Origin of the sequence: Massilia sp. TWP1-3-3 (genome assembly GCF_049897805.1) — a bacterium.
In the GTDB taxonomy this organism is placed as follows: domain Bacteria; phylum Pseudomonadota; class Gammaproteobacteria; order Burkholderiales; family Burkholderiaceae_D; genus Telluria_A.
The window spans coordinates 1-22591 of record NZ_JAFCWX010000049.1 but is presented as its reverse complement, the minus strand read 5'-3'; the positions used below and the strand labels follow the sequence as shown (position 1 = coordinate 22591).

Here is a 22591-nt window from a genome sequence, read left to right as displayed (position 1 = left end):
CTTGTCCTTCAAAGTGCGCATTTCGCGCACTCCCGTTGCCGGCTCTTTTACCTCCACGCAGAAAGCAGCTTCCCAGCTGGTCAGGTGATGGGGGAATATGCCGTGCTCGCGGCACCACGCCTGCAAAGCCTCGTCGGACAAGCCATGGGTTGCCCGCAATGCTGCAAACTGCTCCGCGGCAGTCCAGTCCTGAGGGCGCTTCTCGCGCGCCGCCGGCGCGTCCTTATTGGTCACAACTTTATTCTTCATCCAATATTTTAACGTGTGGTGATTCACATTCAGGTCTTCGGCGATCGACTTGACCGACCGATGGCCTCGTGAATACACTTTGACCAGGGCTTGTTCGATAAATGCTTCGGGATATTTTGATGACATTGGTGCCTCTATAGATTGAAAATTAGAGGCGATAACTAGTTCCGTCGCCGACCCGTGGGCCAAGCATAGGAGTTCGTCCTGCTAGAACAAAAATCAAAAACCTGACCTCTTGAGGGAACGGGTTCCGCTGCGCTCCACCCGTAACACCCGTCCCCCGCTCCCGGAAACGATGTTAGAAATAAAGCACAAGAACGAACCCTAAATTCCACCACCACAAGCAAGATCAGGACATAATTTGTTCAAAAAACACACCCGACAAGTAGTCTGACACAGGGGGAGCTGGTCGAAGTTGCCTCCTTGAACCTCACTGGATACGATTTAGCTTACTGGCAGGCGATTATCCAAGCGCGGCACATGAGGACGGTCAAAAGCCATCAATAAAGTTGAATCAGCTGTGTCATCAACCGTCGAGTCGGCTCGAAGGGCGGCTTTGGGGGCGTGGGCGCAAACGGTCATTCGTAAGGGTAACCGTTCCACTGCAACTGCCCCATCCGCTGAGCGTGCCGGGTTCCTGGCGTCTGTTGACTTGTCCAAAGTTCGCTTGCCTAGTTATATAAGCCCTTATACAATGGGCTTGTTCAATACTCGAAATTGCCAAGGAATTGAGACCATGAATGCTCCACTTACTGCACCCGTACACGCCGCTCCCCTCTCCAACTCACTTACCCGCTTCACTCTTATTCGCATCGTGCTCGGCATCGTCGCGGTATGCCTGCCCGTGGCACTGGTCCTGATACTGTCCAATCAAATACCCGACAAATCGCTGCGCGCGTTCTGGCCCCCGCTGCTGGCCGCGCTGGTCGGCATTAGCGGCTATCTTTTTTACGTACGCAAAGTGGAGCACCGGCCTGCAACCGAATTAAGCAGCACGGGAGCCGGCGTCGAATTCGGTGCCGGCCTGCTGCTCGGCACGCTACTATTTTTAACGGTCATCGGCCTGTTGGCCGCCGTTGGAAGCTTTCACGTAACGGGCACCGGCAACTGGTCCCCGGTAGCCACGTCCTTGGTCGAGATGCTGTTTGTCGCCCTGATCGAGGAACTGGTGTTTCGGGGCGTGCTGTTGCGCTTGATGGAGCGCTCGCTCGGCAGCCGGGTGGCGTTGGTGCTGTCGGCGGTCATTTTTGCCGTCGCGCACTTGCCCAACGATGGCATCACGGCGCTCGCTGTCGCCAACACGGCGCTCGCAGGCCTGCTCTTTGGCGCCGCGTATCTGATTACCCGCCGCCTGTGGCTGACTGTGGGGATGCACTTTGCCTGGAATTTTGTCTCCGATGGCGTCTTCGGCATCCCAACCTCCGGGCACCCGGCGCGCGGCTTGTTGCAGGGGCAGTTATCCGGGCCGGACTTGCTTGCCGGCGGCGCCTACGGCGTGGAAGCGTCGGCCGTGACGCTGGTGATGATCGCGCTCTTTACCGTCTTGCTTTTGCTGCGCGCCAGCCGCAATGGCCATCTCGTATCGCGCACCGCCGCCCGCGCGCAGCTCACAGCAGCGGAGCAATGAACGCAAAAAACGCGCCGATCGCAAAGATGCCCACCGACAGCCAGTACAGCCGCAGCGAGGCTAGGCGCGTCGAGGTGCACAAAGCGGCCAGCGCAGGATCTAGCGGGCAGGGTAGGTTGCGGGCGCGCCATTGCAACAGGCCGGACGCCAGCAACATGATCCCCGCAACGCCAAACACGGGACCCTTGTGGAGCGAAAACCAGACCAGCTGCGGCACCGCGGACACCAGCGACGACAAGGCCGCGCCGGCCCCGATCGATACCAGCAGCGCCGGCAGCGCGCAGCAAATCAAGGTGCTGCCGCTGGTAAACAGCGACAGCATGGAGGCATGACGGCTCATTTGACGCCAGCCTTGATCTGCTTGGCGGACTGGGCCACCGTCTCCACCGAGACCACATCGTAGCCGGCATCCTTGACTAGGTCCTTGAATACCTGCGGCGCGATGGTCTGGCCTTCTCGCAGTTCAACGACCACCACGCGGTCCTTGAGATTGACGTAGACATCTTGCGCTTGCGACAGCGCGCGCAATTTCTTTTCGATGCCCTGGGCGCAGAAAGCGCAGACCATGCCGTTGACTTCGGCCTTCAAGGATTGCGCCGCCTGCGCGGAAAACGAGGCTGCCAGCAGTGCGATGGCGATAATAGATTTCATGATGGTCACTCCTAAAAGATGTACATGTAATTAAAGCGGGCCTGGCGCATGTTGTTGACGCCGGCTTCGACGAAATAGTTCTTGTTAATGAAGCGAAGCATGGGCGTGACTTCGGTGCGTTCACTGAGGCCGCGCATGCGTCGTGCTTCGACGATCAGCCAGGGTTGCGTTTGCTCGTATTCAGCCGCGTAAAAAGAAAAACCGGCGCGCGCTGAAGCGAAGTCATGGTTGACGCCGGAAGCGCGATACAGCCTTCCGGTGGCGCCCAGGTAGACGCGGGTGGTTTCGTAGTCGACCTGCACGCCCGGCGTCGCCATGGCCCGGTTGCGTCCGTCACGATGCAAGAGACCAATGCCGCCCAAGAACCAGACGTTGGCCTGCGCATGCTTGCTGTTCCAGCGTTTCACAAGCCGCGTGTAAGTCAGTTCGTCAACCTCGCGCGTTAGGTGGCGGTCATCCGAACGCATCCACGTGGCGCTCACGCCGATGGCGTCACGCGGCGTGAGCGCGTAGTTGACGTATTGCTCGCGCCAGTTGGCGCCAAAGTCGCCCATCGCCATTGTCGAGCCCTGGAAGCCCATGGGGGCGGCCGCGGCAGGCAGGGCGGCCGCGAGCAGGGCGGCACAGGTCCATGACCTTGCCATTGAAGTTGTCATTGTTATCCTCTGGTTGAGCATGCCGGTTGCGCGCAGAATGCGAGCAGATAAGCCGGGCAAAGTCAGGTCAGGGGAGGGCTTGGGGCGGGCGTTGCGGGCCGTCGGGAATGAAGGAGTCGTGCAGAGTGGCTATGGGCGCCACGGCGGCGCCGCAGCCGCCCAATGCCGGCGCGGCGGCAGTCTGGACGGGCAGGGCGATTGCAGCCAGGTGCAGCGCGCAATTGCTGGCATCGGGGCAAGTGCCGCTATCCTGGTCGCAGCAATCCATGCCTTCCATCATCTGGTCGGCGCAGGTGACCAAGGGAGCCTTGGCCATGGCGAAGCTCGCGGCCAGTGCTTGACAGGGCAGGAGCACGAGGAGCAGGCAGGCGAACAGATGGCGGACGGCGCGGGACATGGGCTCATGATATCAATATTCCTCGCCGTTCGCTTAACGCGCGCCGCAAGGCGAGCGGGTGGCGAAAAAAAAGCCGCCAGGGCTAACCGTGGCGGCTTGTTCCTGCACCTTTCAGTGCTTGCTTGCGTACGAACTTGCGTACTTACTTGATGGTTGCCTTGCTCATCAGCTGTTCGCGGAACGCTTGCAGCTTCTTCTGCTGCATCGACTCGGCAAACTGCTGCTTTACTTCTTCAAACGGTGGCATCTTGAATGGACGCGTGTCTTCGAGCTTGATGACATGGAAGCCGAACTGGGTCTTGACCGGGACGTCGCTTACGGCGCCTTTTTTCAGTGCGACCATTGCGGTCGAGAACTCAGGCACGTACGCGGCCGGGGTAATCCAGTCGAGATCGCCGCCATTGGCTGCCGCGCCGTCCTTCGACTGCGCCTTGGCCAGGTCTTCGAACTTGCTGCCGGTCTTGAGCTTGGCGATCACGCCCTTGGCTTCTTCTTCGGTTGGCACGACGATGTGGCGAACGTGGTATTCCTTGTCGCCCTGCTGTGCCTTGTACTTGTCGTACTCGGCCTTGATGTCGGCTTCCTTGATCGGATTCTTCTTGACCTGATCGGCCAGCATGGCATTGATGATGATGCTCTGACGGGCGTTCTCGAGCGCAGCTTTGACTTCCGGACGCGTGCCGAAACCTTGCTTGTCCGCTTCCTGGATCAGCACTTCGAGGCCGATCAGTTGGCGCTTGATTGCTTCGCGCAATTGCGGAGAATCGGTTTGCTTGCCTTGGGCAACCACTTGCTTGACCATCAGGTCGATCTTCGCGTTCGTGATTGGCTTGCCATTCACGGTGGCGGCGTTCTGTGCGAACACAGGTGCGGCAACCAGGGCAAGCAGGGCAATCATCAGGCGGGCAGGCTTCAAAATCATTGTTCGGTTCCTCTAAAAATGGCGGGCGCCGCACATACTGCTGATGCGCGGACTCAATCTATTGAAATTACTTAATGGAGATCGTGGCTTTCTTGGCCAGTTGTTCCTGATAGGCTTGCACTTTTTTCCGGGTCAGTCCCTCGGCGATCTGCGGCTTGGCTTCTTCCAGCGACGGGAATTTCAGCGCACGCGTGTCGTCCAGCTTGATCACGTGAAAGCCGATCGGGGTCTGCACCGGCGCTTGCGTGACGGCGCCTTTTTGCAGTGCGGTGAAGGCTTCGCTAAATTCCTTAGGGAAGGACTCCGACGGCGTTACCCAGTCCAGGTCGCCACCGGTGGCCGCGCTGCCTGCGTCCTTGGAGGTCTTGGCCAGGTCTTCAAACTTGGCGCCGCCCTTGAGCTTGCCAATGATTGCCTTCGCTTCAGCATCGGTCTCGGCGACGATATGGCGGATATGGTATTCCTTGTCGCCGGCCTGCGCCTTGATCCGGTCATATTCGGTCTTGATCTCGGCGTCCGTCACTTTGTGCTTGTCGGCGTAGTCGCGCATCATGGCGCTGACGACTAGGCGCTGACGCTCGCCATCGAGTTGCTGCTTGACGATTTCGTTCTTGTCGTAACCTTGCTTGAGGGCTTCTTGCATCATCACTTCGCGGGCGATCAAGTCTTTCTTGATCATGTCGCGCAGTTCAGGGGAATCCTTTTGCTGGCCTTGGGCCTCGACCTGCTTGACGGTTGCTTCGACGCGCGACATGGGAATGGCTTTGCCGTTCACGACGGCGACGTTTTGCGCGAAGGCAGGCATGGCGACTACGGCGATCAGTGCTAACAGCAAACGGGCTGGCTTAAAAGTCATTATGAAATTCCTGAATTGGGAAGGTTGCTTGGACAAGATTAATTTTTTTACTTAGCAAGTCAATTGTCCGACAGATTACTTAAGGAACACTGAATCACGCGATGACAATCACACTTCGGACGGAGCCAAAGCGGTGATGGCGAGAGCGTGAATTTCGGTGTGCATCATATCGTGCACGGAATCATACACGAGTCGATGTCGCATGACGAGTCTGAGCCCTTCAAAACGCTCCGAGACGATCCGCAAGCGGTAGTGGCCGCCGCCGGAGGCAGCGCCGGCGTGGCCCGCGTGCAGTGCCGATTCGTCCGTCAGTTCGAGCTGCGAAGGCGCGAGTGCGGCGGACAGCTGCGCGCGGATGCGCTCGGGACGGGTGAGCGCGCTCATACTTTTTCCTCTTCAATATACTTGGACAGATAAAAGGTCTGGCCGACGATAAAGGCGAACAGCAGGCCGGTCATGCCAAAGGTCTTGAAGTTGACCCAGGCGTCGGTATTGCCGGCGAAAATGACGAAGGCGGCGAGCAGGTTCAGCAAGCCGATGCCGATGAAAAACACGATCCACGCCAGGCACAGGCGGGTCCACACGGGATCGGGCAGCTTGATTTGCGCCTGCATGACTTCGCGGATCAGGTTTTTCTTGAAGCCGAACAGCGCAATCAGGAAGGCAGCCGCTTGCAGCCAGTAAATGATGGTCGGCTTCCACATCAGGAATTTTGCATTGTGGAAGTAGATCGTTAGGCCGCCGAAAATCGTGATGACGGACACTGAAATCCACAGCATCAGGTCGACCTTTTTCCCGCGCAGCTTGACGTAGCAGACCTGCACCACGGCCGCGACAATGGCCACGATGGTGGCCAGCATGATCGGGCCCTGGTCGGGTGCAATGCCGTCGCCCGAGACAAAGCCGCCGATCAGCTTGGAGGCAAGCTTGAACGAGGCCTGCTCGTACAGACCAGCAACTTTGAACGTGACGAAAAACAGCAGGATCGGGAAAAAGTCGAACAGAAGTTTCATGTGGTAACGGTCAGGTTGGGTCGAACCGCAGTGACGCGGAATTGATGCAATAACGCAGGCCCGTTGGCGGCGGGCCGTCGGGGAAAACATGACCCAGGTGGGCGTCGCAGACCGCGCAAATGATCTCGGTGCGCAGCATACCATGGGCGCGGTCGACTTTTTCAATCACATTGGCCGGATCGAGCGCCTTGAAATAGCTTGGCCAGCCGCAGCCGGAGTCAAACTTGGCGTCCGACGCGAACAGCGGCGTGTTGCAGCACACGCAAGTGTAGATGCCGTGCTCGTGGTGGTCCCAGAACTCGCCCGTAAAGGCGCGTTCCGTGGCCGCGTGGCGCGTAACCTGGTATTGCATCGGATCGAGCATGGCGCGCCATTGCTCGTCGGTCTTGGTCACGGTCTTTTTCATCTCGTTCGCTTCGTCGGTCATGGCAAGTCTTTCTGTGGGGTCAAGAGGAACAGCTTACTTAAGAGGAGCAGCTTACTTTAAGAAGAGCAGCTTACTTCAAGATGGCTGGCCCAGTCTGGCGGCAGTGCGGCATAGGCTTCGTTGTCATGCTGTTCGTCGAACGGGTGCTCGAGCACGGCGAGCAATGTGGCCACTTCGGAAAAATCCTTGTTGTTGGCCTTGTCGATGGCTACCTGGGCCAGGTAATTGCGCAGCACATACTTGGGATTGACGGCGTCCATGGCGCGCCGCCGTTCGCTGTCGGTGCGGTGCTCGTGGCGCAGGCGCGCGCGGTAAGTCACGGCCCAAGCGTCGAAAGCGTCGCGTTCGATGAACAGGTCGCGCACGGGTGCGTCCAGCGTCGGCAGCTCAAGTTGCAGCATGCCCAGCTTGCGGAAAAACTGGGTAAAGTCGACATGGTGGCGGTCCAGCAGGGCGAACATGGCGGCGAACAGCTGGCCATCTTCCGGCAGCGCCACGTCCAGCCCCAGCTTGGCATGCAGCAGTTCGTCAATCTTGGCGGCAAACGCGCCCTGGTAGACGTCCAGCGCTTCCTGGGCGTCCTCGACATTGCCGATCAGCGGCAGCAGGGCCTGGCCCAGCTTGTGACAATTCCAGTGCCCCACATCGGGCTGGTTGGCGTACGAGTAGCGGCCTTGCTGGTCGGTATGGTTGCAAATATGCTGGGAATCGAACGCTTCCATGAAGCCGAAGGGACCGTAGTCGAGCGTCAGGCCGAGGATCGACATATTGTCGGTATTCATCACACCGTGCATGAAGCCGACCGCCTGCCAGTGGGCGATCATGTGCGCGGTGCGGCGCGTCACCTCGGCCAGCAGCGCCTTGTACGGGTTGGACTCGCCTGCCAGCTCAGGGTAAAAAGCGGCGATCACGTAATCGGCCAGGATGCGCAGTTCATCGGGACGCTGGCGCGCATACCAGTGCTCGAAGGAGCCGAAGCGCACAAAGCTGGGCGCCATGCGCGTGGCGACCGCCGACGACTCGACCGTCTCGCGCATCACACCCTGGTCGGACCCGGTGATCATCAAGGCGCGCGTGGTGGGAATGTTCAGGGCGGCCATGGCTTCGGAACAGAGAAACTCCCGGATCGACGAGCGCAGCACGGCGCGCCCGTCGCCCATGCGCGAATACGGCGTCAGGCCGGCGCCCTTGAGCTGCAACTCCATCGGCCCGGCAGGTGTGTCCAGCTGGCCGAGCAAAATGGCGCGCCCGTCGCCCAACTGGCCGGCCCAGACGCCAAACTGGTGCCCGGAGTAGACGGCCGACAAGGGTTTGGCGCGCGCCGGCACGGCATTGCCGGTAAACGCGGCCACGAAATCGTCTTGCGCGAGCGCGGCAACGTCAAGCCCGACCAGCGCGGCGGCGCTGCTACTGGCCGCGACAAAGTAGGGCGCAGGCAAGGGTGTTGGCATAAGGCGGGTGTAAAACGCACTCGGCAACTCGGCAAAGGCATTTTTAAGTGGAAGATCGGCAGCGTTAATGGCAATTCCAGTCGCAGTAAGGTAGTGTTCGGTGTAGCTCTGTGTCGTGCCAGAATTTTACCGTAATAGGCAAATTCAAGCCGCGCGCGCCTTGAACCAACAAGGCGCTCACATAGACAACTTGGCCGTGTTTTCGTCATGCTGCATCGCACCATCGAAATACATTGACGGGAATAGCACGGTCGTACGAAACTGAGGATTCCTACTAAGAGGAGTGTCGATGTCGTCATACCCGATGAGTCCGTTAATGGGCCAAATGATGAGCCAGCCCTTGCTCATTTCCAGCATTCTCGACTACGCAGCAAAACACTATCCCACCACAGAAATCGTCTCGCGCCGCGTGGAAGGCGATATGCATCGCTACACCTACCGCGATTGCCACGTGCGTGCGCGCAAGATGGCCAATGCGCTCACCAGCCTGGGCGTGACCATGGGCGACCGGGTGGCAACGCTGGCGTGGAACGGCTACCGCCACATGGAGCTGTATTACGCTGTTTCCGGTTCGGGCGCGGTGCTGCACACCATCAATCCCCGCCTGCATCCGGAACAGATCGCCTACATCGCCAACCATGCCGAAGACCAGTACCTGTTTTTCGACCTGACTTTCCTGCCGCTGATCGAAGCGGTCGCCTCCCACTGCAAGAGCGTCAAGGCCTTTGTGCTGATGGCCGGGCGCGAGCGGATGCCGACGGACACAAAAATTGCCAATCTGCTGTGCTATGAAGACTTGATGGCAAGCAGCTCCGACGACTACCAATGGCCGCTGTTTGACGAAAACTCGGCCGCTTCGCTGTGCTACACCTCGGGCACCACGGGCAACCCCAAGGGCGCGCTGTACTCGCACCGCTCGACCGTGCTGCATGCCTATGGTTCGGCCATGCCCAACGCGCTGAACGTCTCGGCCACGGATACCGTGCTGCCGGTGGTGCCCATGTTCCATGTGAATGCCTGGGGGCTGCCGTATTCGGTGCTGCTGTCGGGCGCGAAGATGGTGTATCCGGGCGCCGCGCTCGACGGCAAGTCGCTGTACGAGCTGTTCGAGGCCGAAGGCGTGACGTTTTCGGCGGGCGTGCCCACCGTATGGCTGGGCCTGGTCAATTACGCGCTTGAAAACAAGCTGCGCTTCAGCACGTTCCGCCGCACCGTGATTGGCGGCTCGGCCTGCCCGCCGGCGATGATGGATACGCTGATCGACCAGCTCGACGTGCAGGTCATCCACGCCTGGGGCATGACCGAAATGTCGCCGCTGGGCACGGCCGGGGGCCTGCAATCGAAGCACCTGAGTCTGCCCAAGGCAGCGCAGCGCAAGATCTTGCAAAAGCAAGGTCACGCCGTGTATGGCGTGGACATGAAAATTGTCGACGACGACGGCAAGGAGTTGCCGTGGGACGGCGCCACCTATGGCCACTTGCTGGTCAAGGGACCGTGGATCATCAGCAGCTACTTCAAGAACGAGGGAGGCGACGTATTGCAGGACGGGTGGTTTCCTACCGGCGACGTGGCCACCATCGACGCCGACGGCTACATGCAGATCACCGACCGCAGCAAAGATGTTATCAAGTCCGGCGGCGAGTGGATCGGCACCATCGACCTGGAAAATATCGCAATGGCGCATCCGGCCGTGCTGCAGGCGGCCTGCATCGGCATTGCCCACCCCAAGTGGGATGAACGGCCGCTGCTGCTGGTGATCAAACGACCAGGGCAGGACGTGACGCGCGAAGACTTGCTGCACTATTTCGACGGCAAGATCGCCAGGTTCTGGATGCCGGACGACGTCATCTTTGTCGAGGCGCTGCCCACTGGCGCCACCGGCAAGATCCAGAAAAACAAGCTGCGCGACCAGTACAAGGGGCATTTGCTGCCCACTGCATGACCAGTTTGACGACGGCAAGTTCGACGATGGGCAGCGCTTTGCTGCAAATGGGCACAGACCCAACTACAAGAAGGATGGAGACACATGATCAAGACTATTCGCCCGCTGACCCTGGCTGTATCACTTGCATTGCTGAGCGTTGCGGCCCAGGCCGAAACGGTCAAAATCGCCTTTATCGACCCGCTGTCGGGCCCGTTCGCCCCGGTCGGACAAAACCAGCTCAAGAGTTTCCAGACCATCGCCGAACTGGCCAACGCGCAAAAATGGGCGGGCGAACACCAGATCCAGGTGGTCGGCTTCGACAACAAGGGCAGCCCGCAAGAGTCGCTCACCCAGCTCAAGGCCGTTATCGACCAGGGCTACCGCTACATCACGCAGGGCAATGGCTCCGGCGTGGGCCTGGCGCTGCTGGACGCGATCAACAAGCATAACGAGCGCAATCCGGGCAAGGAAGTGGTTTACCTGAACTACGCCGCCATCGATCCCGACATGACCAACAGCAAGTGCAGCTTTTGGCACTTCCGCTTTGACGCCAATTCCGACATGAAAATGGAAGCGCTGACGTCGTACATGGCGCCGAACAAGGACATCAAGAACGTCTACATCATCGGCCAGAACTACGCGTTCGGCCAGGCCGTCAGCCGGGCCGCCAAGGAATACCTCAAGCGCAAGCGCCCGGACATCAAGATCGTTGGCGACGACTTGCACCCGATTGCGCAGGTCAAGGATTTTTCGCCCTACATTGCCAAGATCAAGGCGTCGGGGGCGGACACCGTCATTACCGGCAACTGGGGCGCCGACCTGGCGCTGTTGATCCGCGCTGCCAAGGATGCCGACTTGAAGGCCAATTTCTACACCTATTACGCGGTGACCACCGGCGTGCCGACGGCGATGGGCGCGGCGGGTGCGGACCGGGTCAAGATCGTGGGTAATTGGCTGATCAATGGCGACGTGGCGAGCGGCAAGGAGATCGTCGAAGGCTACAAAAAGAAGTACAACGACGATTTTTACACCGCGCAGACGCACTCGAGCATCGGCCTGCTGTCGCAGGCGATCAAACAGTCCAAGTCGACCGACCCGAAAAAGGTCGCGTTTGCGATGGAAGGCGCCAAGTTCCAGAGCCTGAACGGCGGCGTGATGATGAACAAGGCTGACCACCAGCTGCAGCAGCCGCTGTACATCGGCACCTGGAGCAAGGTTGACGGCAAGGCTGTCAAATTTGACCAGGAAAATACTGGTTATGGCTGGAAAATGGACAAGAAGATCGATGCGTATTATGCGACGCAGCCGACGTCTTGCCAGATGAAGCGCCCGGCGATGTAATTGCCTTCGTAGGGCGCAAAAGCGCTTTTTTTGCGCGCATTGCGCCATGTTTGCGTCAACGAGACGCAGGCATTGGCGGAATGCGCTTGCGCTTTTCTGCCCTACGTTTTCCTCTTCTTTTGCGATTGTTTCCATGGAATTTACGCTGTTCACCCTGCTGAACGGCGTCAGCTACGGACTGCTGCTGTTCATGCTCTCGTCCGGCCTGACGCTCATCTTCAGTATGATGGGCGTGCTCAACTTTGCGCACGCCAGTTTCTACATGCTGGGGGCCTACATGGCCTACACCATCAGTTCCGTGGTGGGCTTCTGGCCCGCGCTGGTGCTCGCGCCTCTCGCCGTGGGCCTGATCGGGGCGCTGGTCGAACGCTATGGCCTGCGCCCGCTGCACAAATACGGCCATATTCCCGAACTGCTGTTTACCTTTGGCCTGTCCTACCTGATCGTTGAACTGGTTCAGCTGATCTGGGGCCGCGCCGCAGTGGCGTACCCGATCCCGCCTTCGCTCGACGGAGCGCTATTTACCCTGTTTTCAACCAGCTTTCCCATGTACCGCGGCTTCATGATGTTAGTCGCGCTGCTGATGCTCGCGGCAATCTACCTGGTGCTCACGCGCACCCGCGTGGGCCTCGTGATCCAGGCCGCGCTGACCCATCCTGACGCCGCCGAAGCACTGGGCCACAATGTGCCGCGCATTTTCATGTGGGTGTTTGGCGGCGGCTGCGCGCTGGCGGCTCTGGCCGGCGTCATCGGCGGCAACGCCTTTGTCACCGAGCCGGGGATGGCCGCGACCGTGGGCAGCATCATCTTCGTGGTGGTCGTCGTCGGCGGCATGGGGTCGCTGGCCGGCGCCTTTGTCGCTTCGATCCTGATCGGCGTGCTGCAAACCTTCGCCGTGGCGCTCGACTACTCGTTGATGTCGGTGTTTAACGGCATGGGCGCCAACATCACGGACGCCACGCCAGGCTACGACCTGCTCAAGCTGTCGATCTCGCAAAGCGCGGCGATCCTGCCGTACCTGCTGCTGGTGCTGATTTTGATTTTCCGCCCCAAGGGCTTGATGGGGACACGCGAATGAGGCTCACCTACACACCCGTGAACGCGGCGCGCTACCTGGTGTGGGGCGGCTTTGCGCTGGTCCTCCTGGCGGCGCCCCTCGTGTTTACTAAGGGCGCGGCGCTGTCGATCCTGTCGCAGATCGGCACCGTCATGATCTTTGCGCTGTCGTACAACATGCTGCTGGGGCAGGGCGGCATGCTCTCGTTCGGGCACGCGGTGTATTCGGGCCTGGGCGCGTTTTTTGCCATCCACATGATGAACAGCACCGGCGTCGGCGCGCATATTCCCACCACGCTCATTCCGCTGGCCGGTGGCCTGGCCGGGATGTTCTTTGGCGTGTTGTTCGGCTACGTAACGACCAAAAAATCGGGCACCACGTTCGCCATGATCACGCTCGGCCTGGTGGAACTGGTGTTCGCCAGTTCGCTCATGTTCCCGGGCTTTTTTGGCGGCGAGGGCGGCATCACGACCAACCGGGTGCGCGGCGAGGCACTGTTCGGCATCAGCTACGGGCCGCAGATCCAGGTGTACTACCTGATCGCGTTCTGGCTCTTTATCAGCACCATTGCCATGTTCGCGTTCACGCAAACGCCGCTGGGGCGCATGGTCAACGCAGTGCGCGACAATCCGGAGCGGGTTGAATTCATCGGTTACGACACGCAGTCGGTGCGCTACCTGACGCTGATCCTGTCGGCTTTTTTCGCCGGCATTTCGGGCGCCCTGGGGGCGATCAACTTCGAGATCGTCAGCGCCGAAAACGTCAGCGCCATCCGTTCGGGCGCGGTACTGCTGTTCGTGTTCATCGGCGGGATCTCGTTCTTTTTCGGGCCGCTGCTGGGCGCCATCGTCGGCGTTTTCTTTTCGGTAATGCTGTCGGACTATACGCCGGCCTGGCAGCTGTACCTGGGCCTGTTCTTCATCCTGCTGGTGCGCTATGCGCCGGCCGGGCTGGCAAGCTTGATCCTGATGCTGCTGCGGGTGGCAAACCATGGCCAGTTCGGCCGCATCTGTAAGCCGCTGCTGGCCGTGTGCGCGGTGGGGTTGGTCGGCTTGCTCGGCGTGGTGATGGGGATCGAAATGCTGTACCACATCACGCTGGAAGGCGCCAACGGCGCCATCATGACGCGCCTGGGGCACCAGATCGACACCAAGGGCGCCGCGCCCTGGGTGGTGGTGGCCGTGCTGGTGGGCGGCGCGCTGCTGCTGTACCGGAAAGTGCAGCCGCATTACGACGCCTTGTGGAGTGAAATACATGCCGACATCGTGGCCAAACAGCGCTCGGGGATGACTACATGAGTTACGCGCTTGAACTGAAGGATGTCAGAAAAAGCTTCGGCAAGTCCGAAATTATCCGCGGCGCCAACCTGACCGTGGCCAAGGGCGAACGGGTGGCCGTGATCGGACCGAACGGGGCGGGCAAGTCAACCTTGTTCAACCTGGTGTCTGGCCGCTTTGGCATCAGCGACGGAGATATTTTTTTAAATGGCAGCAGCATCAGAAACCGCAAGCCCTTCGAGATCAACCGGCTCGGTCTGGCGCGCAGTTTCCAGATCAGTAATCTGTTCGTCAATCTTTCGGTGTACGAAAACCTGCGCTGCGCGGTGCTTTGGTCGCTCGGTTACAAGTACTCGTTCTGGCAGCGCCTGAACGGCCTGCGCGACGCGCACGAACGCGCCGAGCAGGTGCTGGAACAGATCGGCATGCAGCGCCAGCGCAAGATGCTGGCCGGGGTGCTGACTTACGCCGAACAGCGCGCGCTGGAAATCGGCATCACGATTGCCGGCGGCGCCGACGTCATTTTGCTCGACGAGCCGACGGCCGGCATGAGCCGTTCCGAGTCCGATGCGGCAGTGGAGTTGATCCGCAAGGTCACGGTGGGCAAGTCGCTGGTGATGGTGGAGCACGACATGAGCGTGGTGTTCGGCCTGGCCGACAAGATTGCGGTGCTGGTCTACGGCGAAGTGATCGCCTGCGACACGCCCGCCAATATCCGCGCCAACGCGGCGGTGCAGTCGGCCTATCTTGGGCATGACGCGAGCGAGGAGCACGCATGAACGCGATTCTCGAAGTCAAAGGGCTGCACGCGTACTACGGCAAGGGTCATATTTTGCATGGCGTGGACCTGACGGTTGGCCGGGGCGAGATTGTGAGCCTGTTGGGGCGCAACGGCGTGGGGCGTTCGACGCTGGTCAAGGCGGTGATGGGGCAGGTCAGCGCCACCGGTTCGGTGCTGTTCAAGGGCGAACAGATGCTGGGACTGAAGGCGTTCCAGATCGCGCACAAGGGCCTGGCGTACGTGCCGGAGAACCGCGATATTTTCCCCACGCTGACGGTGGAGCAGAACCTGATTTTAGGGCAGAAGAAGACCGGCAAGCCGGGACGCTGGTCGCTGGCCGACATGTACCGCATGTTCCCGCGGCTGGAGGAACGGCGGACGGTGGCGGCGGGATTCTTGTCGGGCGGGGAGCAGCAGATGCTGACTTTGTGCCGCAGCTTGATGGGCGACCCGGATTTAATCATGATCGACGAGCCGACCGAAGGCCTGGCGCCCAAGATCGTGGCGCTGGTGGCGCAGTATCTGCTGGCGTTGAAGGAGAAGGGGATTTCGGTGCTGCTGGTGGAGCAAAAGCTGGCCATTGCGCTGGAGATTTCGCAGCGCGTGTATGTGATGGGGCATGGGGCGATTGTGTTTGAGGGCACGCCGGCGGCGCTGCGCGCCGATGCGGTGGTGCGCAAGGAGTGGCTGGAGGTGTAGGCACACAGTGTAGACATTGCATGCGTTATCGTAACGCCGGCAGTGTCGGAATGCGCTGCGCTTTTCCGACCTACGCGGTACCAATCAATTTGCGGAAACTCCTTGCGTCGGCACGACGTGGCGACGCTGTTGGGACTCTCAAAAAAATAATACGACCGTTCTATTATCATGTATAGTTGGTAGATTGATTCAACCAATAAAGGAAGAGACATGAGCGCCGAATATCAAGTTCATGGCAGCGTCGCTGTCATCACACTCAACAACCCGCCAGTCAACGGACTGGGCCTTGAAACGCGCACCGCCGCCGTGGCCGGCATCCGCCGCGCGCAGCTTGACGCAGCCGTCACGGCAATCGTCATCACCGGCGCCGGCAAGGCCTTTTCAGGCGGCGCCGACATCAAGGAATTCAATTCCCCCAAGGCGCTGGCGGAACCGACGCTGCATACCTTGATCAACGTTGCCGAAGGCTCCACCAAGCCGGTTGTCGCGGCCATCCACAGCGTTTGCATGGGCGGCGGCCTTGAGCTTGCGCTCGGCTGCAACTACCGCGTCGCCATGCCCGGCGCCCAGATCGCCCTGCCTGAAGTCAAGCTTGGCTTGCTGCCAGGTGCCGGCGGCACCCAGCGCCTGCCGCGCTTGCTGGGCCTGGAGATGGCATTGAACATGGTGGTCTCCGGTACCGCGATTGCCTCCGAACGGCTGGCCAAGACCGCCCTGTTTGACGAAGTGTTCGCGCCAGAAGCCAACCTGCTTGACGCAGCCATCGCCTTTGCCAACAAGGTCGCTGACGTGCGCCCCTTGCCGCGCGTGCGCGACCGCAAGGTTGACTATCCGAACCACGAAGCCTTCCTGCAATTTACGCGCAATACCGTCAAGGCCATGGCCGGTGCTTTCCCCGCACCGCTCGAGTGCGTTGAAACCGTGGCCGCGTCGGTCACGAAAAAATTCGACGATGGCCTGAAATTCGAGCGCGAGCGTTTCCTGCATCTGATCCAGACCCCGGAATCGAAGGCGCTGCGCCATGCGTTCTTTGCTGAACGGATCGCCAGCAAGGTCCCCGACGTGCCGGCCGATACACCGACGCGCGAGATCAAAAAAGCCGCCATTATCGGCGCTGGCACCATGGGCGGGGGCATCGCGATGAACTTCGTCAACGCCGGCATTCCCGTCGTGCTGCTGGAAACCAAGCAGGAAGCGCTGGACAAGGGCATCGCCACGATCCGCAAGAACTACGAAAACACGATGAAAAAGGGCAAGCTCACGCCCGAGAAATTTGAACAGCGCGTGGCGCTGATCAGCGGCACGCTGGCGTACGCCGACATCGCCGACGCCGACATCGTGGTCGAAGCGGTGTTCGAGGACATGGGCGTGAAGGAAGCCGTGTTCAAGCAGTTGGATGCGGTAATGAAGAGCGGCGCCATCCTCGCGTCGAACACTTCCACGCTCGACCTGGACAAGATTGCCGGCTTTACCGGTCGCCCGCAAGATGTGGTCGGCACCCACTTTTTCAGCCCGGCCAACGTGATGAAGTTGCTGGAAATCGTGCGCGGCAAGCACACCGGCAAGGACGTGCTGGCTACTACGCTGGCGCTGTCGAAAAAGCTGCGCAAAACGGGCGTGGTGTCGGGCGTATGCGACGGCTTCATCGGCAACCGCATGATCGAGCAATACAGCCGCCAAGCCGGATTCCTGCTTGAAGAAGGCTGTTTGCCGGAACAGGTTGACAAGGCAGTCGAAAAATTCGGCTTTGCGATGGGACCGTTTCGCATGGGCGACCTGGCCGGCAACGATATCGGCTGGTACATCCGCAAGCGTCGTTATGTCGAGTCGCCGGAAATCACCTACTCCCAAACCGCTGACCTGCTGTGCGAAATGAACCGCTACGGCCAGAAGACCGGCGCTGGCTGGTACGACTACAAGGCGGGCGACCGCAAGGCTTACCCGTCGCAGGAAGTGAACGACATGATTGTCAAGCACTCGGCTGACATTGGTGTGGAGCGGCGCAAGATCAGCGACCAGGAGATCGTCGAACGGCTTGTCTATTCCTTGGTAAACGAGGGCGCGCAGATCCTGGACGAGGGCATCGCGATGCGCGCTTCGGACATCGACATGGTGTACCTGACCGGCTATGGCTTCCCCGTGTTTCGCGGTGGGCCGATGTTCTACGCCGATACGGTTGGCTTGTCGAACGTGCTGATCGCGATGGAAAAGTACGCGGCGGCTCGCCACGGCGACGCCTGGAAACCGGCGCCGCTGATGGTCAGGCTCGCCGCCGAGGGCAAGGGATTTAACGGATAGACAGTGCTGTCGCGCTGAACAAAACCGCTAGCGATAGCGGTTTTTTTTCGTCTGATGCCATCAGCAGTGAACCACGCTTTGTTCGCCGGGTCCAAATGACTACTCAGCGGCGATCCGACATGATCGGGAATCGCCGGGAATAAATGCTCATCAGTAACTCGTTGTAATTCTGTCCCGGATGCAAACGTGCAGTGTTTTTTCGACAGGAATTATGTTCTAATGGAAGTACAATTTCGACAAGAGATGATGCCATGAAGAATTATAAATTCGTCGTTGGTTTATTGTTTTCAAGCGCGCTTGTGCAGGGGGCTCACGCGGCATCCGCCACCGCGCAGCGTCCGGTGCTGGCATCTGCGGCCGGCGCTTCTGTTGTCTTCCAGGACGCTCGTGCGTTCCCGCTTCCTTCCACAGTCGCAAATCCTGTCGCAGTGATGCGAACTGACGGCAGGGATGAACTGACAATCAATCATTTGCTGAGCTATGTGAACTTGCCCAACGCGTTTCATTACCTGGATGGGAATGGCGGTAGGGCCGAAGTTTTGCGTGTGCAGTCGACGCTGGCACAGCCAGGCGCGGCCGTCAAAGATGTCACGGAACCTGCGTCGGAAGTGTTACTGCTGGCCGGGCTGAGCGCGCTGGCCATTGCGATCCGGCGCCAGTCGCCTTCCTGAGGCGCGCGGCGACGGCCGGTCACACAGCGGCCCATGGCGGGCCGCTTTTATCACTTCAGCAAAATTGGCTTGCGGTAGCCGGCCATTGGCGGCTTGGGAAATTGCACGCCGGCGTACGCGGCGCGGAAGCAGGCAGCTTTTCCGTTTTCAACGTCGGTAGTGCTGCTGGCCACGCGGCCGGAAGGGTCGAGGACCAGGACAATGGTCACTGGATACATCGACTTGCCATGGCAATTGCCTTTTTCATCGAGCTTTTGGGCATTGTTGAAAGCGAGGGATTCGTTTTCGTATTTGCTCGCCTTGGCGCTAGGGAATTGCGCATCGAACTTGCTCATCTCGGTGGCAAAGGCCGGGTTTTTCGGCGGTGGCGTTTCCTGCTGTGCGTTGCCGCTGGTGGAGGTGCCGGTCGTTTGGCAACCGGCTGCAATCAGAAGGGCGCAAATGGCAGTCAATTTCAAAAATGGTGTACGCAAGGTCAATCTCCGGTTGGTCGCCCGGCTGCAAATGCAGGTCGGCGCTTCTTGATGTCATTGTACCAATAAACCAATTTGCCGAGAATTGTTTTTCCGTGCGGCAACATTAACCTAGTGCGAGCAGTACGGCAGACATGAAAAAGCCCGCGCGCGGCGGGCCTTTTCAGCTTGGCTTGAACAATTTACTTCGCGGGTTGCAAGTGCTTGTCCAACCATGCGTTCACAGTGTGATGCCACTGCACGGAATTGGCCGGCTTGAGCACCCAATGGTTTTCATCCGGGAACACGACCAGCTTGCTTTCGATACCGCGGCGCTGCAGCGCGCTGAAGGTCCCCAGGCCCTGCGAAGTCGGGATGCGGAAGTCGAGGTCGCCCTGGATGACCAGCATCGGCGTCTTCCAATTCTTGACGAAATGGACCGGGTTAAATTTCTCGTAGCTTGCCGGCTTGTCAAAATAGGTGCCGCCATTTTCCCATTCCGTGAACCACAGTTCCTCAGTCGAGTACGCCATGCCGCGCGTATCGAAGACACCGTCATGGTTGACCAGGCAGCGAAAGCCATCGGACCAGTTGCCGGCGATCCAATTCATCATGTAGCCGCCATAGGACGCGCCCAGCGCGCAGCTACGGTTGCGGTCCAGCCATGGAAACTTCTTGACCGCTGCATCCAGGCCTTTTTTCAGGTCAACCAGCGGTTTTCCACCCCAGTCATTGCTGATCGCATCGGTAAATTGCTGGCCGTAGCCGGTTGAACCGTGAAAGTCGATGAAAACCGTCGCGTAGCCGGCGCCGGCATAGGTTTGCGGGTTCCAGCGATAGCTCCACGCATTGCCGAAGCTGCCTTGCGGGCCGCCGTGGACCAGAAAGGCGATCGGATACTTGACGCCCGCAACCGCGTTCCACGGCTTCATGACGTGACCGTAGACCGTGTCGCCATTGGCGCCCTGAAACGAGAACTGCTCGGCCTGGCCAAAGCGCACGTCCTTGAGCGCCTCTGCGTTGAGCTGGGTAAGCTGGGCCAGTTCGACGGGAGCGGTGGCGCCCAGCGTGGTCTTGAACAACTGCGCCGGGGAACTGAGGTTTGCTTGCGCCATCACGATCGTGTCGCCGCGCACGTCAAAGGCGCTGACGTAACCCTTGTCGCTGAGCGGCGTGACCTTGCCGCTGGCAACGTTGATCGAAAACAGGCGATGCTGCCCCACGTCGTCCGCAGTGGCGAGCACGGCGCTGCCGTCGGGCGTAAAGCGGAAATCGGCGATCGAGCGGTCCCAACTGGCGGCAACCTTGCGCTTTTTGCCGGTGGCCAGGTCCAGCATCATCAGCTGGAAGCGGTCCGCTTCAAAGCCCGGTTTGCTCATGGCCAGGTAAGCGAGCGTCTTGCCGTCGGGTGAGAACGTCGGCTTGGTATCCCAGGCCGGATTTTCCGGCGTCAGGTTGCGCGGCGCGGCGCCGCCTTCGGCCGGCACCTGGAACAAGTCGAAGTTGGTCGACCAAGCTTCCGTCTTGCCGGCGATGCGCACCGAAAAGATGACCGATTTGCCGTCCGGGCTGAAGCGGTATTCGTCGCGGTCGCCGAAAGGCTTGGACGGCACGTCACCGTCGAGCGCGCCTGACAGGCTGACCGGTGCGCCTTTGATGCGGCCGGCGGCGTCGAGCGGGGCCGAGAACAGCACCGCATTGCGCCCGTCGGCCCAGGTATCCCAATGGCGTACGAAGAGGCGGTCATAGACCTTGCCGTGTTGCTTGCTGTTTTCCATTTCATCGATGCGCTTCTTGCTGCATGGGAGGTCGGCGCAATCACGAAACACGGCCAGGCCGAGGGCGATGCGCTCGCCCGTTGGCGAGAGGCGGAAGTTATCGACATCGAGCGGCAAGTCCGTCACTTTCAAGGCGTCGCCCCCGCCTGCCGGCTGGCGCCAGACCTGGGACGAGCCGGAGCGGGAAGACAGGAAATAGACGGCGTCGCCTGTGGGCGACCATTCGGGATCGGTGCTGCTGGCCTCGCCCTGGGTCAGACGCACCGGCGCCGCGTTCGGCTTGCGCAGGTCGAGCATCCACAATTGCGTGTTGCCCTTGTTCTTCTCCATATTCGTGCTGCGCACCGTGTACACCACGCGCGAAGCATCGGGCGAAAGGGCCGGGCTGCCAACGCGTTCGAGCCGCACCAGATCCTCGACGGCAAAGCCGCGCGGCGCCGCCATCGCAGCATTCGCACCCAGCACAACGGGCAACACTGCAGCACCCATGATCAACAGACGTGACATCATCGCATTCATCCTCAACATTGAAAAAGTGCCAGCAGGCACAGCTCTATCCCGCCATCATACTAAAAATCACCCCCGGGGTCAGTTCCCCCATTACGACACGAACTGGTCCGTAGAGGCCCGTTACGGCTGGGGCCGTGTCGTAATGGGGGAACTCCCGCTCGCTATAGCCCTGCATGCCGCTGGCATCCGGGTCAGTGTGTCAACCCAGCCTGTATTAAGGGGTTCGGGAAAAGCGAGAATATACGCAACAAAAATGATGCAATTGATGCAGGACTGATTGCCCGCTATTGCCTTGCAATGCAGCCTTCATCACCCAGACCCAGCTGATGGCCAGCCTGCGCACCGCGCAAGCGATGGGCACGTACGAACGGCGCCTGCAATACCTCAGCAAGGTGGCGCTGCTGATCATTGATGACTTTGGGCTGAAACCGCTCCGTCCGCCCGAGGACGAGGACTTCCACGATCTGATTGCTGAGCGCTACGAGAGAACGGCCACGATCCTGACGTCGAATCTCCACTCCGACGAATGGGGTGCGGCCTTCGCCGCGAACAAGATGCGCGCTCTGCCGCCAGCATCGGAAGTGTCCAAACCACCAATCGAGAAGGGACGGAAGGCGTCGCCGAAATGAGTTGGCATTAACGATATAAATCGTTTATATAAGGAAGCGACGCGAGGGGGAATTCGTTCTGGGCCATCCCCGGCGTGAGTTCCCCCTTTCTACTTTGACCGGCGTCCAGTCTGGTCAAAATGGCGCGAATTCATCCACGCTGGGACTCTGCCCCAGACCCCGCACTGCCATGGGCTGCCACTGGGAAGAACCTCCCAGCGGCCTTCGCGGCACCTCGCGCCGGTCTCGCCGAGGGCCTGAGCGGCATTCCGGGCAACAAATTGACAGCCTAAAAACTCCCATTTCCGTCAAAAACGATGTTGCCAAAACGCTCGAAATCGAGCATTCTTGCAACCCAGTTTGAGCCCCTAAAATTGGTGGTCAAAGTGGCGCCATTACGCCGGAAATGGGTGGCGCCTTAATGCCGGAAATTGACACCAGTTGTTCGCCTATCCGCACCTGTCCGGCATCGGTGTTGCAAAGGGTTTCGAGGTTGGCCGTATGGGGGGCGAGCTCGAAGCCCTTGGTCAGCGCCTGGCTGCTGTGCCGCGGTCCTAATATATAGGAAAATGGACTATGAAACGGTTCCTGGATGTCCTGCTTCAATTTTTATTCGGCCTGGCCCTGCCTATGCTCGCGTGGGTAATTTTTGGCAAGACGGTCGCGCGCATCGGCGAACCAGATGTTTTCGATGGGTTCGAATGGCAGGCTATCGGAATGGGTGTCATGGCCATCGTCGGGTTTGCCGTTGCTCGTCGACTTAACGCCAAAGAAAGTAGCGCCTGGATGGTCACGACAAATTTCATGGTCAATTTAGTTCGAGGGACCCCCCTGTGTCAAACTGTTGTGAGACAACTTCATCAGTCTAATTAAGGAAGTTGGCACACATATGGAATTGAACATGACACCAGCAGCAGAACACCCATCAGGCATTACGGAACCGGCA

At 59.7% G+C, this 22591-nt stretch carries 23 protein-coding genes and 1 pseudogene; 11 read left to right on the top strand and 13 right to left on the bottom strand.

Going from position 1 to position 22591, the window contains the following annotated elements; genetic code table 11:
* The coding region (locus tag ACP7D4_RS26350; protein ID WP_426212265.1) for a transposase at nucleotides 1-375 on the bottom strand (375 nt) is incomplete at its 3' end.
* Between the two features lie 610 nt (nucleotides 376-985).
* On the opposite strand from ACP7D4_RS26350, the gene ACP7D4_RS26345 reads away from it, so the two are divergent.
* Nucleotides 986-1876: a CPBP family intramembrane glutamic endopeptidase gene (locus ACP7D4_RS26345; protein ID WP_426212263.1), complete on the top strand. Its 891-nt coding sequence runs from the start codon at nucleotides 986-988 to the stop codon at nucleotides 1874-1876.
* Here ACP7D4_RS26345 and ACP7D4_RS26340 read toward each other — a convergent pair.
* From ACP7D4_RS26340 to ACP7D4_RS26295, 10 genes are all read right to left on the bottom strand, one after another.
* On the bottom strand, nucleotides 1857-2216 hold the full coding sequence (locus ACP7D4_RS26340) for a hypothetical protein (protein WP_426105915.1): 360 nt from the start codon (nucleotides 2214-2216) through the stop codon (nucleotides 1857-1859). The two genes, ACP7D4_RS26345 and ACP7D4_RS26340, sit on opposite strands and share 20 nt — an antisense overlap.
* A complete protein-coding gene (locus ACP7D4_RS26335; RefSeq protein ID WP_426212262.1) occupies nucleotides 2213-2527 on the bottom strand; it encodes a heavy-metal-associated domain-containing protein in 315 nt (104 codons plus the stop codon). Before ACP7D4_RS26335 ends, ACP7D4_RS26340 begins: the two co-directional genes overlap by 4 nt.
* Nucleotides 2528-2538: 11 nt before the next feature.
* The gene (locus tag ACP7D4_RS26330) at nucleotides 2539-3183 is read right to left on the bottom strand and encodes a hypothetical protein (RefSeq protein ID WP_426212260.1); all 645 of its coding nucleotides are present in this window, start codon (nucleotides 3181-3183) and stop codon (nucleotides 2539-2541) included.
* Between the two features lie 67 nt (nucleotides 3184-3250).
* A complete protein-coding gene (locus tag ACP7D4_RS26325) occupies nucleotides 3251-3499 on the bottom strand; it encodes a hypothetical protein (RefSeq protein ID WP_426105920.1) in 249 nt (82 codons plus the stop codon).
* A 223-nt stretch (nucleotides 3500-3722) separates the two neighbouring features.
* Nucleotides 3723-4502, bottom strand: a complete 780-nt coding sequence (locus ACP7D4_RS26320; protein WP_426105921.1) for a peptidylprolyl isomerase — start codon at nucleotides 4500-4502, stop codon at nucleotides 3723-3725.
* A gap of 67 nt (nucleotides 4503-4569) precedes the next feature.
* Nucleotides 4570-5358: a foldase protein PrsA gene (locus ACP7D4_RS26315; RefSeq protein WP_426105923.1), complete on the bottom strand. Its 789-nt coding sequence runs from the start codon at nucleotides 5356-5358 to the stop codon at nucleotides 4570-4572.
* A gap of 108 nt (nucleotides 5359-5466) precedes the next feature.
* Nucleotides 5467-5742, bottom strand: a complete 276-nt coding sequence (locus ACP7D4_RS26310; RefSeq protein WP_426105924.1) for a BolA family protein — start codon at nucleotides 5740-5742, stop codon at nucleotides 5467-5469.
* Entirely contained in the window at nucleotides 5739-6371 is a 633-nt protein-coding gene (locus tag ACP7D4_RS26305; RefSeq protein WP_426212259.1) for a septation protein A, read from the bottom strand. Before ACP7D4_RS26305 ends, ACP7D4_RS26310 begins: the two co-directional genes overlap by 4 nt.
* Before the next feature lie 10 nt (nucleotides 6372-6381).
* Nucleotides 6382-6777 (bottom strand): peptide-methionine (R)-S-oxide reductase MsrB, encoded by a 396-nt coding sequence (msrB, locus tag ACP7D4_RS26300; RefSeq protein WP_426106023.1) that lies wholly within the window; start codon nucleotides 6775-6777, stop codon nucleotides 6382-6384.
* A gap of 77 nt (nucleotides 6778-6854) precedes the next feature.
* Nucleotides 6855-8324, bottom strand: a complete 1470-nt coding sequence (locus tag ACP7D4_RS26295; protein WP_426212268.1) for a protein adenylyltransferase SelO — start codon at nucleotides 8322-8324, stop codon at nucleotides 6855-6857.
* Between the two features lie 214 nt (nucleotides 8325-8538).
* On the opposite strand from ACP7D4_RS26295, the gene ACP7D4_RS26290 reads away from it, so the two are divergent.
* The 8 genes from ACP7D4_RS26290 to ACP7D4_RS26255 all read left to right on the top strand — a co-directional run bounded on the left by ACP7D4_RS26290 (nucleotide 8539) and on the right by ACP7D4_RS26255 (nucleotide 18297).
* Nucleotides 8539-10191: a 3-(methylthio)propionyl-CoA ligase gene (locus tag ACP7D4_RS26290; RefSeq protein WP_426212257.1), complete on the top strand. Its 1653-nt coding sequence runs from the start codon at nucleotides 8539-8541 to the stop codon at nucleotides 10189-10191.
* 87 nt (nucleotides 10192-10278) lie between these two features.
* Nucleotides 10279-11514 (top strand): branched-chain amino acid ABC transporter substrate-binding protein, encoded by a 1236-nt coding sequence (locus ACP7D4_RS26285; protein ID WP_426212266.1) that lies wholly within the window; start codon nucleotides 10279-10281, stop codon nucleotides 11512-11514.
* Nucleotides 11515-11647: 133 nt separating this feature from the next.
* Entirely contained in the window at nucleotides 11648-12592 is a 945-nt protein-coding gene (locus ACP7D4_RS26280) for a branched-chain amino acid ABC transporter permease (RefSeq protein ID WP_426212256.1), read from the top strand.
* Nucleotides 12589-13869 carry a branched-chain amino acid ABC transporter permease gene (locus ACP7D4_RS26275; RefSeq protein WP_426105929.1) on the top strand — a complete coding sequence of 427 codons (1281 nt, stop codon included), beginning with the start codon at nucleotides 12589-12591 and terminating at the stop codon, nucleotides 13867-13869. The genes ACP7D4_RS26280 and ACP7D4_RS26275 overlap by 4 nt, the downstream gene beginning before the upstream one ends.
* On the top strand, nucleotides 13866-14627 hold the full coding sequence (locus ACP7D4_RS26270) for an ABC transporter ATP-binding protein (RefSeq protein ID WP_426105930.1): 762 nt from the start codon (nucleotides 13866-13868) through the stop codon (nucleotides 14625-14627). The genes ACP7D4_RS26275 and ACP7D4_RS26270 overlap by 4 nt, the downstream gene beginning before the upstream one ends.
* Nucleotides 14624-15328, top strand: coding sequence for an ABC transporter ATP-binding protein (locus ACP7D4_RS26265; protein WP_426105932.1), 705 nt, complete (start codon nucleotides 14624-14626; stop codon nucleotides 15326-15328). The genes ACP7D4_RS26270 and ACP7D4_RS26265 overlap by 4 nt, the downstream gene beginning before the upstream one ends.
* A gap of 210 nt (nucleotides 15329-15538) precedes the next feature.
* A complete protein-coding gene (locus ACP7D4_RS26260; RefSeq protein WP_426212254.1) occupies nucleotides 15539-17626 on the top strand; it encodes a 3-hydroxyacyl-CoA dehydrogenase NAD-binding domain-containing protein in 2088 nt (695 codons plus the stop codon).
* Between the two features lie 251 nt (nucleotides 17627-17877).
* The gene (locus ACP7D4_RS26255) at nucleotides 17878-18297 is read left to right on the top strand and encodes a hypothetical protein (RefSeq protein WP_426105934.1); all 420 of its coding nucleotides are present in this window, start codon (nucleotides 17878-17880) and stop codon (nucleotides 18295-18297) included.
* A gap of 50 nt (nucleotides 18298-18347) precedes the next feature.
* Here ACP7D4_RS26255 and ACP7D4_RS26250 read toward each other — a convergent pair whose 3' ends face one another.
* The gene (locus ACP7D4_RS26250; protein ID WP_426212253.1) at nucleotides 18348-18770 is read right to left on the bottom strand and encodes a hypothetical protein; all 423 of its coding nucleotides are present in this window, start codon (nucleotides 18768-18770) and stop codon (nucleotides 18348-18350) included.
* Between the two features lie 182 nt (nucleotides 18771-18952).
* Nucleotides 18953-21037 (bottom strand): LpqB family beta-propeller domain-containing protein, encoded by a 2085-nt coding sequence (locus ACP7D4_RS26245; protein ID WP_426212251.1) that lies wholly within the window; start codon nucleotides 21035-21037, stop codon nucleotides 18953-18955.
* 305 nt (nucleotides 21038-21342) lie between these two features.
* Between ACP7D4_RS26245 and ACP7D4_RS26240 the strand changes: the two are divergent.
* Together ACP7D4_RS26240 and ACP7D4_RS26235 are read left to right on the top strand one after the other, a co-directional pair.
* Nucleotides 21343-21594, top strand: a pseudogene (locus tag ACP7D4_RS26240) (ATP-binding protein); the annotation flags it as partial.
* Between the two features lie 627 nt (nucleotides 21595-22221).
* The gene (locus tag ACP7D4_RS26235) at nucleotides 22222-22518 is read left to right on the top strand and encodes a hypothetical protein (RefSeq protein ID WP_426212250.1); all 297 of its coding nucleotides are present in this window, start codon (nucleotides 22222-22224) and stop codon (nucleotides 22516-22518) included.
* Nucleotides 22519-22591 lie beyond the last annotated feature (73 nt).